Below are 15,541 nucleotides of genomic sequence, written 5' to 3'. Positions count from 1 at the left end.
ATCCGGCCAAAATTTAGGGGCCTGTAATGAATTATTTGCCGCAAACGTTAAAACGCGCCATGCCTCTCGCGGGTGGACCGGCCGCCCGTGGGCGGCCGGCCTCGTCCGTCTTGCCATGCACCTGGCCCCGTCGCGTGCATGGTTTTGATTCGGTTAAGTGATCGGTTGATTCGAACTGCGGTCACTGCGGATCAGCCCATCTTCTGCATGATGGACATCAGTTTTTTCGCGTAGTGCGGATCGGTCGCGTAACCGGCGCGCTGCATGCCATTCGCGAAGCCGTTCACGTCATGCGCCGAATTGATCACCTGCGCGTAACGCGGATTGCCCTTGAGCAGGCTCGCGTAATCGGTCATGGCTTCCTGATACGAGTCGTACGCGCGGAATTTTTCGACAACGCGCTGCGGCTTGCCGTTCACATATTCGGTTGTGACCGTCGACACGGTCTTGCCGGTCCAGTCCTTGCTCGCCTTGATGCCAAACACGTTGTGGCTGGTCGAGCCGTCCGCCTTCTTGATCTCGCTCTTGCCCCAGCCCGATTCGAGCGCGGCCTGGCCGATGATGAAGCGCGCCGGAATGCCGGTCGCAGCGCTGGCGGCTTGCGCAGGTTGCGCGAGCTTGTCGACGAAAGCGTCGACCTTCGGCGAGCTGCCGTCGCCTTTCAGCGGCGGAGTGAGCGCGCTGTTGGCCGAGTAGCCCTTGCCCATCGCCAGTTGGCCGTTGGCCTGCGCATTGCCGTACGCCTTGGCGAGCGCGTTCAGCGCCGCGGTCTGGCCTTCGTCGCCGCCGCCGCTGCCGCCGCCCAATGAGTTAGCCATGCCGGTCAAACCACCCGCACCGCCGCCCACCTGCATGCCTTGATTGCGCATCAGTTGCTTGAGCATTGCGTCAGCCACGCCAATGCCCTTTTGCGACATCTGTTGCGACAACTGCTGATCCATCATCGACGTGAAGGTGGCGCTGTCGTGCGAATCGAACGGACCGTCTTGCGGGGTCGCGTCGCGCATGCTCTTCAACATCATCTGCGTGAACACCGCGTCGAACTGCTGCGCGGCCATCTTCATGCCGGCTTGCGGCGACGCCTTGGCTTGCGCGCTCAGCTTCGCGAAACCCTGCACGTCGAGCGCGAAGCGCTGGGTCAGGTCGTTCGCCGAAGCGGCGGAATTGGTCGTATCCGAATTCATCCTGTGTCTTCCTTAGATGATTTCCAGGTCGGCGCGCAGAGCGCCCGCCGCTTTCATCGCCTGCAGGATCGACATCAGATCCGCGGGCGTCGCACCCAATGCGTTGAGCGCCTTCACCACTTCGGCGAGATTGGCGCCGGCTGTCACCAGCTTCAGTGCGCCGTTGTCCTGCTTCATCTGAATCTGCGACTGCTTGGCCACCACCGTCTGGCCGTTCGAGAACGCGCCCGGCTGGCTCACCACCGGCTGCGTATTGATCACGACCGAGAGGTTGCCGTGCGCCACCGCGCAGTTCTGCAGCGTGACCATCTGATTCATCACGATCGAGCCGGTGCGCGCGTTCAGGATCACCTTCGCGGCGGCTTGCGCCGGCTTGACGTCGAGGTTCTGCAACTGCGCCATGAAGGCGACCTGCTGCTCCGGATCGCTCGGCGCACGCAGTTGAATCGTGCGGCCGTCGAGCGCGGTTGCCGTGCCGCCGCCGAACGCATTGTTCACCGCGGCCACCACGCGCTGCGTGGTGTCGTAGTCCATTTCGTTCAGGTCGAGCTGCATCGTGCCCGCTTGCGACACCGAAGTCGGCACCGCGCGTTCGACAATCGCGCCGCCGGCGATGCGGCCCGCGGCCAGCGTGTTCACCTGCACCTTGCTCCCGTTGGCGCTTGCGCCGGCGCCGCCGACCGCGAGATTGCCCTGGCCGAGCGCATACACCTGGCCGTCGGCGCCCTTCAGCGGCGTAAGCAGCAGCGTGCCGCCGCGCAGGCTCTTCGCATTGCCGAGCGACGACACGGTCACGTCGATCGCTTCGCCGGGACGCGCGAACGGCGGCAGCACCGCCGTCACCATCACCGCGGCGACGTTCTTCAGCTGGATGTTCGACAGCGACGACTGCGAGTTGCTCGAACCCGCCGCCTGGTTGTTGATCGAGATGCCGAGGTTCGCCAGCATGTTGGCGAGCGTCTGCGTGGTGAACGGCGTTTGCGTGGTCTGGTCGCCCGTACCGTCGAGGCCGACGACGAGGCCATAGCCGATCAGCGGATTGTCGCGCACGCCCTGGATCTGCACGAGGTCCTTCAGCCGTTCGGCATGAGCAGGCGTGGCGGCCGGCAGCGCCGCGCAGGCGAGCGCGACGAAGGCCAAGGCACGGCCGAAACCGGCGAATCGTGCGAGGCGGATGCGGATGCGCATACGGAAGAGGACGGTACGCATGATCACCACGGCGACACGTTGAGGAAGAAGCGCTGCAGGAAGCCCATGTTCTCGGATTCGTCGATATAGCCCTTCGCGGAATATTCGATCTTCGCGTCGGCCACCTGGGTCGAGTACACGGCGTTCAGGTTGGAGATCGTGTTGGGATTCACCACGCCCGAAAAGCGCACGAATTCATTGCCCTGGTTGATCAGCATCTGCTTTTCGCCGCTGACCATCAGGTTGCCGTTCGGCAGCACGCCGGTCACCGTGACGGTGATCACTCCGCTGAACGTGTTCGACGCATTCGCGCCGCCCGTCGCGGCGAACTTGTTGGCGCCGTTCGCACTCAGGTTGACCTTGCCGAACAGGCCGCTGAGAAAGCCGGAGGTCGGCACGTCGAAGTTGGTGTTGCCGCTGCGGTTGACGCCCGCGCCCGAGGACTTGGTCGCGTTGACGTTTTCCTGGATCACGATCGTCAGGATGTCGCCGACATTGCGCGGCCGCTGGTCTTCGAACAGCGGACGGCCCGCGTAACCCGGGTTGTAGATCGAGCCCGGCGACTGCGCCGACGGCGGCATCGGCGGCAGCGCAGTCATCGGTTGCTGCGTGATCGGCTGCTTCGGCACGAGGCCGCAGCCACCCAGGGTCGCGAGCAGCGTGAGCTGCACGAGCGCCTGAGCGGTGCGCGAATGAACCGGATTGCGAGTGAAGTGCGACATCATCATTACCGCCTGTTAATTCCCAGTCCCTCGAGCCTTAAACCTGCATCTGGCTCAGGGTCTGCAGCATCTGGTCGGAGGTCGTCACGGCCTTGCTGTTGATTTCGTAAGCGCGTTGCGTCTGGATCATGTTCACCAGTTCCTGCACCACGTTCACGTTCGATGCTTCCACATAACCCTGATTCAGCGTGCCGGCGCCGTTCAGGCCCGGCTGCGCGACGTTCGGTGCGCCCGACGAAGCGGTTTCCGCGAACAGGTTTTCACCCTTCGCATCCAGACCGGCCGGGTTGATGAAAGTCGCGATCTGCATCGAGCCGAGCTGCTGGCTGTTGGTCGAGCCGGCCACGGTGATCGACACCACGCCGTCGCTGCCGATGGTGAGCGAGGTCGCGTTGTTCGGGATCGTGATCGCCGGGATCACCTGGTAGCCGCTCGATGTCACGAGCTGGCCTTGCGCGTTGGTCTGGAACGAACCGTCGCGGGTATAGGCGGTCGTGCCGTCGGGCATCTGCACCTGGAAAAAGCCCTGACCGTTGATGGCGACGTCTTTCGAGTTGCCGGTCTGTTGCAGATTGCCCTGCGTGTACAGACGTTCGGTAGCAACTTGCTGCACGCCCGTGCCGAGCTGGATGCCGGACGGCAGTTCGGTGTTCTGCGTCGAGTTCGCGCCCGGCTGGCGGACGGTCTGATACAGCAGATCCTCGAACACCGCGCGCGAGCCCTTGAAGCCGTTGGTGCTGACGTTCGCGAGGTTGTTCGAGATCACGTCCATCTGCGCCTGTTGCGCATTCATGCCGGTCGCGGCGATGTAGAGTGAGCGATTCATGGTTCTTCTCCGGTGTCGATCGGTGTTGGCGCTTTAGCGCCTGCTCCGATCTCATGCAACTTGTTTGCTGCGCCTACGCGCCCGTTAGCTAAAGCTGAGCAGCTGGTTGGCGGACTGGTCGTTCTTGTCGGCGCTTTCCAGCAGCTTCGTCTGCATCTGGAACTGGCGCGCGTTGGTGATCATCGAGACCATCGCGCTGACCGGATTCACATTGCTGCCTTCGAGCGAGGCCGGCGCGAGCGTGACAGTCGGATCGGCGTCGGCGGCATTGCCGTCGGCGGTGCGAAAGAGGCCGTCGTCGCCGCGCGTCATGGTTTGCGGATCCGGATTCACCAGCTTCAACTGATCGACCGTCACCACCGCCGTCGGCGGATCGCCCGGCGTCAGCGCGGACACCGTGCCGTCCTTGCCGATGGTGATTTCCGCGCCCGGCGGCACCGACACCGGGCCGCCGTTGCCGAGCACCACCTGATTGGTGGCGTTCACAATTTGGCCGTTTTCGTCGACATGCAGATTGCCGGCGCGCGTGTAGGCCTCGCCGCCGTCGGCGGTTTGCACCGCCAGCCAGCCCGGTCCCTGAATCGCCACGTCGAGTGGGTTGCCCGTCTGCTGGATCGGCCCGGGCGTGTAGTCCGCGCCCGGCGTCGACGACAGCACGAAGGTGCGCGTGGTGTTGTCGTTGATCGAACTGCCGTCGCCGAACGACATCGGCACGGCGCGGAAAGTCGCCAGTTGCGCGCGAAAACCGGTGGTCGATGCGTTGGCCAGGTTGTTCGCGACGATTGCCTGCTGTTCGAGCGCCTGCGTACTGCCCGACATCGCGGTGTAGATCAGCCGATCCATGATGGGTTAGTCCCGGTCGCTTACAGGTTGATCAGGGTCTGGTCGACGGTCTGCTGGGTCTTGATCGTCTGCGCGTTCGCTTGATAGTTGCGTTGCGCGGTGATCAGGTTCACCAGTTCACTCGTCAGATCGACGTTGGAGTTTTCCACCGCGCCGCCTTGCAGCACGCCGTGGTTGGTCGAGCCCGGCGCCGAAATCTGCGCGACGCCCGAAGCCGAGGTTTGCTGGAACTCGTTGTTGCCGAGGTTCACGAGACCGTTCTGGTTCGAGAAGTTCGCCAGCACGATCTGGCCGAGAGCCGCGGTTTGCTGGTTCGAATAGTTGCCGGTCAGCGTGCCGTCGGCGCCGATCGTGAAGCTCGTCAGCGTGCCCGCGGCGAAGCCGTCGGGCTGCAGCGAGTTCACGCCGTCCTTGCCGCCGAACTGCGTCGTGCCGGCGATGTTCAGCGTCAGCTTCTGCGGCGTCGACGAACCGTCGGTAGTCGGGATCGAGAAGTTGTAGGCAAACGGCGTGGTGGTGGCGACACCCGACGCGTCCGTCGTGCCGAGCAGCGTGCCCGACGAGTTGAAGTTCGCGTGGCCGACCAGTTGCGCCGTGCCCGTCGAGGTGCCGGCGTACACGTTCCACGTACCGGCCGACGTCTTGGCGAAGTACATGTTGACCGTCTGCGAGCCGCCGAGCGTGTCGTAGACCGTCGTGCTGGTCGAGTAGTTGTACGTCGACGAGCTGTTCTGGTTGAACGCCACCGGGGTCGGCGCGATCGCAACGCTGTCGCCGGTCGCCGGCACGCCGTTGAACGTGATGGTCTGGCCGTTGCCGAGCGAGATCGCCGTGCCCGCCGTGTAGGTCGCGGCGGCGGACGTCGTGCCGAGCGTGGTGTCGGTGACCGTGTAGGTCGTCGGGCTCGTGAAGTTGACGGTGTAGCTGTCGTTGTTCGTGCCCGAAGCGGTGTTCGTGATGGTCGCGCCCGGCGTCGTCAGCGTGCTGCCCGTGACGAGCGTCGGCGTGACGGCCGGGGTGCCGAGCATCAAAGGATCCTGCGCGTTCAGGTTCAGGCCGGCGGTGATCTTGGTAGTCGCTTGCGGCGCGATGTTCGCGGTCGGCACGGTGAGCGGCACGGTCTGCGCGGTGTTGATGATGCCCGAGCTGTTCGCGGCATAGCCCATCAGCTGCAGGCCTTGCGCGTTGGTGATGAAGCCGTTCTTGTCGAGCTGGAACACGCCGTTGCGCGAGTACACCAGCGAGCCGTTATTCGACAACTGGAAGAAGCCGTTGCCGTTGATCGCGACGTCGAGCGCCTGGTTGGTGCTGGTGATCGTGCCTTGCGAGAACTGCTGCTGCACTTCGGCGAGTTTGGTGCCGATGCCGACCTGGTTGCCCACTGCGGTCGCCACGGAATTGGCGTACATGTCGGCGAATTGCGCAGCGCCGCTCTTGAAGCCAACCGTATTCGCGTTGGCAATGTTGTTGCCGATCACGTCGAGGTCGCTCGACGATGCTGACAAACCACTCAAACCTTGTTGGTAACCCATGACGGTCTCCGTATCTGGAAAGTCGTAACTGACAGAATCTGAATCAGAGGATGGCGGCGACGCTGGTCAAGCCGACCGTCGAGCCGTTCGACAGCACGAGGCCCGGCGTACCGTTGGGCTGCATGACGACGCTTTGCACCGTGGAGCCCGTGAGCGTGGTGGCCGTGGCCTGTTGACCGTTGATCGTGCCGACCGCGCTGATCGTGTAGGTGCCGTCCGGCAGCGCATTGCCGGCCGTGTCGGTCGGCGTCCAGCCCACCGGAATCGTGCCGGCCGACTGCTTGCCGAGGTCGATCGTGTTGACGATCTGACCTGCCGAGTTCTTCACGACGACCTGTAGATCGCCCACCGAGTTGGCGAGCTGCACGCCGAACGCGGCGGCCTTGCCGCTCGCGACCGCCACCGAGCTGCCCGGGGCGAGCACGGTCGAGCCGATCAGCAACGCGGCTTGCGACTGCTGGCCCGCCGACATTTGCGTGGCGAGCGAGCTGAGCGTGGTGTTCAACTGGCTGATGCCCGAGACCGTGTTGATCTGCGCCAGCTGCGAGGTCATCTGCGAGCTGTCCATCGGATTGGTCGGGTCCTGGTTCTTCAACTGCGCGACGAGCAGTTGCAGGAAGGTGTTCTGCAGATCGGTCGCCGAGGTGCCGGACGTGCTGCCCGTCGAACTCGAGGCACTGTTCGTGCCGTTCATCGTGTCGAGCAGCGTTTGCGACACAGTCGTGCCGCTGCCGCCAATGGTGGTGTTGGTGGTCAAGGAGCTCTCCTCAGGTTCCGATCGTGAGCGTTTTCAGCATCAGTGTCTTGGCGGTGTTCAGGGTCTCGACGTTGGCCTGGTACGAGCGCGAGGCCGAGATCATGTTGACCATCTCCTGCACCGGATCGACGTTCGGCAACGTGACGTAGCCGTCCGAATTCGCGGCCGGATTGCCGGGGTCGTAGGCGGTCTTCATCGGCGTCGGGTCGTCGACCACGCCGGTGACCTGCACGCCGCCAACCTGCTGGCCGGAAGCCGTGCGCGCGCCGCCGAGCGGGCTGACCGCGAACACGACCTGCTTGGCCTTGTACGGCTGGCCGTCCGGGCCGGTCGTGCTGTCCGCGTTGGCGAGATTCGACGCCGTCACGTTGAGCCGCTGCGACTGCGCCGACATCGCGGAGCCTGCAACACCAAAAATGTTCATCAGGGATGGCATGTTTCCTGACTTCTCCTGCCGGTTCGAACCGGCTCAAGTGTTAATCCCGTAGCGATTGTTCTTGCGTACTGCTGAGTCTGTCGCCGTGGCTTCTTACGAGCCCGACTGGATTGCCGACAGCATCGTTTTGATCTGGCCGGATAGCACCGTCATGCCCGATTCGAAGTGCAACGTGTTGTCCGCGAACTGCACCCGCTCGGTATCGATGTCGACCGTGTTGCCGTCGAGCGCGGGTTGCGTCGGCACGCGGTATTGCAGGTTGCCGTAGTCGTCGGACGTGCCGCCGGTCGGCGTCAGCGTCGACTTGCCGGCCATGTGGCCCGGCGCGGTCGACACCATCGACATGCCGCTCGTCACACCCGCGGGCTGCGTCATCGCCAGCGTCGCGTTGTTCGACGCGGCGGTTCCAGTAGCGCCGCCGCTCTTCTTCAGCGCGCCGGCGAGCGACGAGGCGAAGTCGACGTCGCGCGCCTTGTACCCGGGGGTATCGGCGTTGGCGATATTCGACGACAGCAGCTCCTGCCGATAGGCGCGTACATCGAGCGCTTCACGGCCAAAGGCGAATTCGGCATCGAGTTTGTCCAGCATAAGAATCTCCGGAGAACGTTCCCGAGGCTTCCCGTGCATGCCTCGCGTGAGGACTGCACCAGGCGGGAAGACCTTTTTGCATGAGGTGCATCTTATGGGCCGAACGCAAGCGGCAATCGGACGAATAACCGGGAAAGGGGGCTTCTATTCAACGTTTGCGCAATGGGGGCGCTCACTAGAATGCAAGGCGTACCGATGCATTCGATGGAGAAACACGATGGACCAGCCCGCCTTCGATCCGACGCACCGCGCGAATTGCGCGGCGGCGCATCGCGTGGGTGCGGGCGCTGGCGTCGCGCGGCGTGCCGCGCGCACGGCCTCGCGTCTCCTGATTCGCCTTGTGGTGAGCCTGACGGTGTGGGTCGCCGGCGGCATCGTGCTGCTGCCGGTCAACGCCCAGGCTCAGGAAGCCGGCGGCCCGATCGTGATTCCGGGTCCGGGAGAAAAGAATCCGGCCGCGCTCGCGGATCTGGCCGAGCACATGCAAGCCGCGCCTGCAAAACGCACGGGCTCCGCCGCGACCTTGGCCGCCGCCACCGCGCAGTCGCTGACGCCGAATTCCACGGCTCGCGACGCCGATTCATTCACGCGCGCCGCCAATGCGAGCGGCTCGATCGTCATTCCGGGCGCGGGCGAACCGCCGGCCGCGCCGCAAATGATTCGCACCAGCTTCAAGCCCGACGCCAGCGGTGTCGTGACGATTCCCGCGCCGGGCAGTGGCAATGCCGTGGACGGTGTCGCCAGAGTCAACGTCGTGCCGGGTTCGCGTCAGGCGGTTCCGGTCGTGGTGACGCCTGCGCCGCAGGCGAATGGCGCACGGCAAGCCGCGGGCGTTCAGCCGGTGGCCGCCAATGCGCCGCTCAACGCAGCCGCTGGGGCCTCCGCGGCGGCAGGATTCGATAGCCTCGCTTCACGCGGAGAGCCGCCGCAGTTGGGCGCGAATGGCAAGCCGGTCGCGACCCGTGCCGCTGTCGCGCCGGCTGCGACGGCCGCGCCCGCTCCGGCTGCTATCGCTCGCACACCCACAGTGCGGCAAGTCGCTCCCGCCGTCGCGCAACAGAATCTTCGCCCCGCGACGCTCGCGCCAGCTGCGCCGCTGCCCGGCCAGCAAGATCCGGAAGCGATCCGCAGCGCCGCGCTCGCGTTCCTGCAGCAGCAGTCCGCCGGTTTGCCCGGCAAGGTCGACATCACCGTGGCGCCGGCGTTTCCGCGCGGCCTCGCAGACTGCACGATGCTCGAACCGTTCATGCCGAGCGGCGCGCGCCTGTGGGGCCGCATGACCGTCGGCGTGCGCTGCGCGGGCGAGCGCCCGTGGACCATTTATCTGCAGGCGCGCATCTCGCTGCACGCCACCTACTATCTGGCCGCGCGCGCCATGGCGCCGGGCGAAGTGCTCACCGCCGCCGACCTCGTCGCACGCGACGGCGACCTGACCGGCTTGCCCCAGGCCATTGTCACGGATCCGTCGCAAGCGGTCGGCTCGGTCACGCTGACGCGCGTCGCCGGCGGTATGCCGCTGCGCCGCGACATGCTGAAAAGCGCGTCGGCGGTATCGATCGGACAGACGGTGCGGGTCGTGGCGGCCGGCGATGGTTTCGCGATTTCGGCGGAAGGCAGCGCGATGAACAATGCGTCGCCGGGCCAGCAGGTGAGGGTCAAGACGGCCAACGGCCAGATCATTTCCGGCATCGTGAAAGACGGCGCGACCGTGGAGATTCAGCTGTGAGCCGGGATGCGCACGTCCTGCCGGTTCATCGCTTAAGGCCCGTCCCGACTTGCGCCAGCGGCGCGACGGGCAGCGCTGAAATCAGGCCGGTCAACGGGTCGGCCGGAGATGTAAGGAAAGGTAACGCCTTGATCGATTGCGCTAAAGTTTTGATCAGCGGTAGCCGTTATAAGGATCAAATCGTTCAGGAAGCCAATCGTGAAAGTCGATTCCACAACCAATTCGAATCTGCCGACGTTGAAAGACGCCCTGTCCCGTTCGCAACAAAGCGACGCGACGACCGCGAACAGCAACGCGCAGAATGCGGGCACGGCCTCGCAGACCACCACCAGCGGTTCGGGCGATGCCAGCGTCAGCCTGTCGGGTCTGTCGCAGCATCTGCGCAGCCTCGCGGCGTCCGGCTCGGCCGATATCGACACGGCGCACGTCGAGTCGATCAAGCAAGCCATCAAGGACGGCTCGCTGAAGATCGATTCCGGCAAGATCGCCGACGGCGTGCTGAACACCGCACGCGAACTGTTGCAAAGCAAAACCTCGTCGGCCGGCAACTGATCGACGCATCGAAGTACGGTGAAGTGCCGGGCGGCGTTCGACAAACCCGGCTCGCGGAGCATTCGCGAGCCGTCGTGTTCAGCGAGTTGTTGAGATGAAAGACGCCCTGCTTGCCACCCTCATCGAAGAATATTCGGCCGTCGAGGCATTTGCCTCGATTCTGACGCTCGAGACCAAGGCGCTGACTGCCTTGTCGCCGCTGGAATTGCTGCCGCCGATCGTCGAGAAGAAAACCGAACTGATCGGCGAGCTCGCCAAGCTCGAAGCCACGCGTGACGGGCTGCTCGCCGAGCTGGGCTTTCCGGCCGGCTGGCCCGGCATGGAGCTCGCGGCCAGTACCGACGCACGAATCGCCGAGCAATGGTCGCTGCTGCAGAAAGCCGCCGAACGCGCGCGGCGCTGCAATACCAGCAACGGTGAATTGATTCGCGTGCGCATGGACTACAACCAGCGGGCACTCACGGCGCTGCAGGTGGCTGTGCCGCAGAAGGTCGGTTTTTATGGTCCAGATGGCCGGATTCCGGCGCGTCCCACCGTGTAAAGACTGTCGTTGGACCCGCATGGCCTGACGCGCGGGTCTGGCCGAAACAGCTGTATTGAAAAGGGCTCGTCTTTTGACGAGCCCTTTTTGCTTTTCAGGCATTCCGTATCGATCACGCCGCTCTCCTTCCCACACACGTTAGCCATCCGGCCAGGTGGCGCGGAATCGCCACCCGCGTTGAAATCACGGCTTCCCCCTTACTGAGTCGCTCCGTCGTCCCGGGGCTTTTTCAAGGCTATCCGGACGTGCATCAACGGAGTGCTAAGCACTAGCGAGGTTGTGTAATGGTGTGTATGATTCGAGGAGTGCAGTATGAAAAGTGCCGAGGTCGTGAAACTCATTCAAGCGGCGGGTTGGCAGCTGGTCCGCATATCGGGCTGCCACCATCATTTTCGTCACGCGGCAAGATCCGGTCTCGTGACCATCCCGCATCCGAAGAAAGACCTTCCGCCCGGCACGTTGAACAGCATCCTGAAACAGGCGGGCCTGAAATGAAAAACCTGACTTTCCCCATCGCGATTGAACCGGGTAGCGCGGATCACGCGTTCGGCGTCATCGTGCCCGACATTCCGGGCTGTTATGCGGCAGGCGACACACTGGAGGAAGCCTACGCGAACGCCAAGGAGGCTATCGAGGCACATCTGGACCTGCTGCTCGACGAGGGCTTGCCGATTCCCGCGCGACGAACGCTGCAAGAGCATCGGCGCAATCCCGACTATGCGGATTTCACGTGGGGACTTGTCGCCACCCGGAATATTCCCGCCTTGAAGAAAGCGGTACGTATCAATATCTCGCTGCCCGAAGCGCTGGTCCAGGAGATCGACACTTATGCCCAGGCGCGTGGCATGTCGCGCTCGGCCTTCCTGGCACTGGCCGCGGAACATGAAATGGCCGAGGCATGAGGAAAAGCGGATGCGCGACGCCCCGCTCACCGCTCATTCATACCATCGAGTATCGAACTTCAGGTCGCCTCGGCGTTCGCCCAGGCCATCTCGCGCAAGCGCGTGCGCAAACGCGCCACGGCCTGGCTGTGCAACTGGCACACCCGTGATTCGCTGACTTCCATCACCGCGCCGATTTCGCGCAGGTTCATGCCGCGTTCGTAGTACAGCGACATCAGCAACTTCTCGCGATCCGGCAGGCGGTCGATCGCCTCCACCAGCGCCGAGCGCAGGCTGTCGTCGAGCAGCGCCGACAGCGGGTCCGAGTGATCGACACAGTAGCGGTCGAGGAACGGCTCGTCGTCCGCCGAACGGTCGAAGTCTTCGTAATAGATCAACTGGCTGCCGTGCAGATCCTGCAGCATCGACTGATACTCGTCGAGCGGCATTTGCAGGTGCTCGGCAATCTCCGTTTCGCTCGCCGAGCGGCCCAGGTTCTGTTCCACCTTGTGCACCGCCGTTTCCACTTCACGCGAGGTGCGCCGCAAGCTGCGCGGCAACCAGTCGTTGCTGCGCAACTCGTCGAGCATCGCGCCGCGAATCCGCTGGCTGGCGTAAGTCTCGAACTGCGCGCCCTGGTCTTCCTTGTAGCGGCTTGCCGCGTCCAGCAGTCCGATCATGCCGGCCTGGATCAGATCGTCGAGATCGACGCTCGCCGGCATCTTGGCGACGAGCTGCAAGCCGAGGCGACGCACGAGCGGTGCGTACTTCGTCAGAACTTCGGCTTGGGAAATCTTTCCCTGAGCGTTGTACATCGTGCTCCCCTTGTCCTTGTGCCGCCTCTAGGCGTGCTGCGCAGACGGTTGGTCGGCGTGTTGCGCCGCTGTAACTGTCGCAGGCGCCATCCACGGCGTTTGCGACGACATCGCTGGCCGCATCGGCCAGTACTGCAATTCGGCCGCGAGGTGCCGGAAGTCGCGCGCAGCCGGTGTCGATGGAAACGCATCGACGACACAACGCGACAACTCCAGGGCTCGCGCCATCCGCCCGTCGGCGGCAATACAACCGGCGTCTTCCAGCGCCACCGTCAGGTAGCGCCCGGCCACGCCGGCCAGGTTTGCAAACGCGGTATGCGCGTCGTTCGCGCTCTGCACGTGGTTCACCAGCACGCGGAACTGCGCGATGGCGTGCCCGTAGTGCAGGCGCTTCATGCATGCGTACGCGTCGGTGATCGCCTGCGCGGCCATGCGCGTGACGATCATCACGTCGTGCGCCTGCATCGCGAGCGCCGACAGGTGGCCTTGCGGATCGAGTTGCGCGTCGATCAGCACGACATCGGCGGAGCCCCGCAACACCACACCGAACTCCGCAGCCGTATGGCCTTCCCGGTTAGGACGCGAGGCGGCCAGCACCGAGAAGCCGAGCGCGTGCCGCGCGGCGGCGTCGTCGAGCGTCATCTCGCCACGCATCACGGCGGCGAAATTGCCTGCGCCGCGCACGCCGCCGAGCATCGCGCTCACCGACTTCTCGCCGAGGCATTCGTCGATTACCAGCACGTCTTTACCTTGCTGCGCCAGCGCGGCGGCGAGGTTCACCACCGTCGTCGTCGAGCCGACACCGGCCGAGCCGCTCGTCACCGCAATCACGCGCGAGCCGCTGCGAGCCAACATCCGCCGCAGTCCTTCTGCCTGATCGGAGATGAGCTTATCCAAAGCGGACCTCGTGCAACTCGGACGTGGAACGCGCGGACAAAGCGGACAGCAAAGCCGGAATGTCGTCGTCGTGTGGCACGAATGGCGAGTTGTCGCGCGGTATGCAGAAGGCGCTCTTGATCAGGAATTTCCTCGTCGCGACGTACAGGTTCTCCGGCACCTTCTGACCGGTCGACACGTAGTGCACCGGCAGCTTGTAGCGGATCACCGTATCGAGCACGCCGCCTAGATTGGTGGCTTCGTCGAGCTTGGTCAGAATGCAGCCGGCGAGCGGCTGTTGATCGGGCGCGCGCTGATAGGCCTGCACGACTTCGTTGAGCGTGTCGCCGTGACTCGTTGCGTTGAGCAGCAACAGGCGCTGCACCGGCTGACCAGCGTGGCACAGCATTGCGATCTGGTCGGAGACGAGGCGGTCGCGCTGGCTCATGCCGATCGTGTCGATCAGCACGATGTGTTTGTTGCGCAGTTCGGAGAGCGCGAGTTGCAGGTCGGCACCGTCCTTCACCGCGTGCACCGAAACGCCGAGAATCTTGCCGAAGATGCGCAGTTGTTCGTGGCCGCCGATCCGGTAGCTGTCGGTGGTGAGCAACGCGACCTTGCTGGCGCCGAAGCGCATCACGCAGCGCGCGGCAAGCTTGGCGGTGGTCGTCGTCTTGCCGACGCCCGTCGGGCCCATTAGCGCGAACACACCGCCGCGCTCCATCAGCGCGTCTTCGTCTTCCATCACCGGCAGGTTCGAATCGAGCACCGAGCGGACCCAGTCCATGCCGCCTTCCATGTTCTCGACGTCGTCCGGCAGGTTGTCGACCATCATCTGCACGAGCTGCGCGGAGAAACCGGCGGCGAACAGATGCTTGGTGAGCGAGGCGCGCACCGGATTGCGGCGCTGGCGCTCGCCCCACAGCAAGCCGGCGAAGTGTTCTTCCATCATTCCGCGCATCGACGACAGTTCGCTCATCACGGTGTCGTTGACGACCTGCTCCATGCGCGCCTTGATCGCTTCGGCGACCGAAGCGGGCGTGCGGGCGTCATCGCTCGAGGACGGCGCGGGTGCGTTTTTTTGCGCGGCGCGGCGCGCGGCGGCTTGCGCGCCTTCGCGCGCCCAGTCGGGCGTGTCGACGGCTTGCGGTGCGGGGGTCTTGCCCGGCTCGACGGCGGCGCCGAGGCCCTTGGCCATCGCGGCGGCCGGCGTCATCGCCGCGGGGCGCGCGCTGTATGCGCCTTGCGGCTGCTGTTCGGCGGCGATGCGGCGCGCGTGGTCGATCAACCATGGATTCGATTCGGCCATCGTGCGCGGCGTTTGCGCGTCGGTGCTCGGCGCGCTCGGCGCAGCCGATACGCCGGCCGCTTTGAGCAGATCGGCGCGGATGTCTTCGGTGAGACGCGACGCCGCGGCGCGGGCGCTCGGTTGTTCGAGGGCGATCGGTTGCGACGGCAACGCCGCTGCTGGCTTGACCGGTGCCGCTGCCTTCACCGGCGCGGCTGGCAGCGCTTTGGGCGTGCCCGCCGATGCGGCCTTCGGCGCATTCGCGGCCGGCTTCATGATGGCGGCCGGTGCGTCGTTCGCGTCTTCATCGGCGTGCATGGAATTGGCGTGGACCGAACTGTTGCCCGCATTCTCCGCGCCCGCTTCCGGGCTTGCGCCGAACACCGACGAGAACACATCGGGCATGCCGCTCGCATACGGATTCGCCTGCATCGCCGATGTTGCCGGCATGGCACGCGGTGCGGCGAGCGCCGGTTGTCCAGCCATGACATTCATCGATCCAGCCTGCGTTGCGCCGGCGCCTGCGCGCGGAACCTTCGGCGTGATGGCGGCGAGGTCGCTGTCGGCCAGTGCGACGATCTCGACGCTGCCGTCGTCCATCGTGCGATTGGACAGTACGACGGCATCCGCGCCCAACGCTTCGCGCACGAGACGCAGCGCATCACGACTGGTAGCACCGACAAATTTACGAATGTTCAAGCTGGACCCCCGATGAGGTAAACGGACTAACGGACCGGCAACATACCGCTTCCCATTGAGATCATTATTGCGAAACCCGTCGAGTCA

Annotated in this window: 17 protein-coding genes; 5 read left to right on the top strand and 12 right to left on the bottom strand. The window is 64.6% G+C overall.

The window, feature by feature from the left end:
* Positions 1 to 191 precede the first annotated feature (191 nt).
* The 9 genes from flgJ to flgB all read right to left on the bottom strand — a co-directional run bounded on the left by flgJ (position 192) and on the right by flgB (position 8,076).
* Complete coding sequence (gene flgJ, locus ACQKRQ_RS11800; RefSeq protein WP_132376605.1) at positions 192 to 1,184, bottom strand: flagellar assembly peptidoglycan hydrolase FlgJ; 993 nt, start codon at positions 1,182 to 1,184, stop codon at positions 192 to 194.
* 12 nt (positions 1,185 to 1,196) lie between these two features.
* Positions 1,197 to 2,393, bottom strand: coding sequence for a flagellar basal body P-ring protein FlgI (locus ACQKRQ_RS11795; RefSeq protein WP_132376604.1), 1,197 nt, complete (start codon positions 2,391 to 2,393; stop codon positions 1,197 to 1,199).
* Positions 2,394 to 2,395: 2 nt separating this feature from the next.
* Entirely contained in the window at positions 2,396 to 3,094 is a 699-nt protein-coding gene (gene flgH, locus ACQKRQ_RS11790; protein WP_427477175.1) for a flagellar basal body L-ring protein FlgH, read from the bottom strand.
* Between the two features lie 37 nt (positions 3,095 to 3,131).
* Complete coding sequence (flgG, locus tag ACQKRQ_RS11785) at positions 3,132 to 3,920, bottom strand: flagellar basal-body rod protein FlgG (RefSeq protein WP_012434703.1); 789 nt, start codon at positions 3,918 to 3,920, stop codon at positions 3,132 to 3,134.
* An 84-nt stretch (positions 3,921 to 4,004) separates the two neighbouring features.
* A complete protein-coding gene (flgF, locus tag ACQKRQ_RS11780; RefSeq protein WP_408252571.1) occupies positions 4,005 to 4,763 on the bottom strand; it encodes a flagellar basal-body rod protein FlgF in 759 nt (252 codons plus the stop codon).
* Positions 4,764 to 4,783: 20 nt separating this feature from the next.
* Positions 4,784 to 6,295: a flagellar hook protein FlgE gene (locus ACQKRQ_RS11775; protein ID WP_132376601.1), complete on the bottom strand. Its 1,512-nt coding sequence runs from the start codon at positions 6,293 to 6,295 to the stop codon at positions 4,784 to 4,786.
* Between the two features lie 43 nt (positions 6,296 to 6,338).
* Positions 6,339 to 7,052, bottom strand: coding sequence for a flagellar hook assembly protein FlgD (locus tag ACQKRQ_RS11770; protein ID WP_132376600.1), 714 nt, complete (start codon positions 7,050 to 7,052; stop codon positions 6,339 to 6,341).
* Between the two features lie 10 nt (positions 7,053 to 7,062).
* Positions 7,063 to 7,488, bottom strand: coding sequence for a flagellar basal body rod protein FlgC (flgC, locus tag ACQKRQ_RS11765; protein ID WP_012434707.1), 426 nt, complete (start codon positions 7,486 to 7,488; stop codon positions 7,063 to 7,065).
* Positions 7,489 to 7,581: 93 nt separating this feature from the next.
* Positions 7,582 to 8,076 carry a flagellar basal body rod protein FlgB gene (flgB, locus tag ACQKRQ_RS11760; protein ID WP_408207192.1) on the bottom strand — a complete coding sequence of 165 codons (495 nt, stop codon included), beginning with the start codon at positions 8,074 to 8,076 and terminating at the stop codon, positions 7,582 to 7,584.
* A 217-nt stretch (positions 8,077 to 8,293) separates the two neighbouring features.
* On the opposite strand from flgB, the gene flgA reads away from it, so the two are divergent.
* The 5 genes from flgA (at position 8,294) to ACQKRQ_RS11735 (ending at position 11,797) form a co-directional block, all read left to right on the top strand.
* Positions 8,294 to 9,802 carry a flagellar basal body P-ring formation chaperone FlgA gene (gene flgA, locus ACQKRQ_RS11755; protein WP_427477042.1) on the top strand — a complete coding sequence of 503 codons (1,509 nt, stop codon included), beginning with the start codon at positions 8,294 to 8,296 and terminating at the stop codon, positions 9,800 to 9,802.
* Between the two features lie 198 nt (positions 9,803 to 10,000).
* Positions 10,001 to 10,354: a flagellar biosynthesis anti-sigma factor FlgM gene (flgM, locus tag ACQKRQ_RS11750; RefSeq protein WP_132376597.1), complete on the top strand. Its 354-nt coding sequence runs from the start codon at positions 10,001 to 10,003 to the stop codon at positions 10,352 to 10,354.
* A 94-nt stretch (positions 10,355 to 10,448) separates the two neighbouring features.
* A complete protein-coding gene (locus tag ACQKRQ_RS11745) occupies positions 10,449 to 10,895 on the top strand; it encodes a flagella synthesis protein FlgN (RefSeq protein WP_132376596.1) in 447 nt (148 codons plus the stop codon).
* A 312-nt stretch (positions 10,896 to 11,207) separates the two neighbouring features.
* A complete protein-coding gene (locus ACQKRQ_RS11740) occupies positions 11,208 to 11,390 on the top strand; it encodes a type II toxin-antitoxin system HicA family toxin (RefSeq protein ID WP_427477039.1) in 183 nt (60 codons plus the stop codon).
* Positions 11,387 to 11,797, top strand: coding sequence for a type II toxin-antitoxin system HicB family antitoxin (locus ACQKRQ_RS11735; protein WP_132376594.1), 411 nt, complete (start codon positions 11,387 to 11,389; stop codon positions 11,795 to 11,797). Before ACQKRQ_RS11740 ends, ACQKRQ_RS11735 begins: the two co-directional genes overlap by 4 nt.
* A gap of 59 nt (positions 11,798 to 11,856) precedes the next feature.
* Here ACQKRQ_RS11735 and ACQKRQ_RS11730 read toward each other — a convergent pair whose 3' ends face one another.
* Genes ACQKRQ_RS11730 through flhF form a run of 3 tightly spaced genes read right to left on the bottom strand, consistent with a single transcriptional unit; the run spans position 11,857 to position 15,454 of the window.
* Entirely contained in the window at positions 11,857 to 12,591 is a 735-nt protein-coding gene (locus ACQKRQ_RS11730; protein ID WP_132376593.1) for an RNA polymerase sigma factor FliA, read from the bottom strand.
* A 27-nt stretch (positions 12,592 to 12,618) separates the two neighbouring features.
* Positions 12,619 to 13,488 carry an AAA family ATPase gene (locus ACQKRQ_RS11725; RefSeq protein ID WP_408176420.1) on the bottom strand — a complete coding sequence of 290 codons (870 nt, stop codon included), beginning with the start codon at positions 13,486 to 13,488 and terminating at the stop codon, positions 12,619 to 12,621.
* On the bottom strand, positions 13,481 to 15,454 hold the full coding sequence (gene flhF, locus ACQKRQ_RS11720; protein ID WP_427477037.1) for a flagellar biosynthesis protein FlhF: 1,974 nt from the start codon (positions 15,452 to 15,454) through the stop codon (positions 13,481 to 13,483). Before flhF ends, ACQKRQ_RS11725 begins: the two co-directional genes overlap by 8 nt.
* Positions 15,455 to 15,541: the final 87 nt, after the last annotated feature.

Source organism: Paraburkholderia sp. NPDC080076 (assembly GCF_050281145.1).
In the GTDB taxonomy this organism is placed as follows: Bacteria; Pseudomonadota; Gammaproteobacteria; order Burkholderiales; family Burkholderiaceae; genus Paraburkholderia.
Note: the sequence above shows the minus strand (reverse complement) of the source record. Positions and strands in the feature narration are given on the sequence as shown.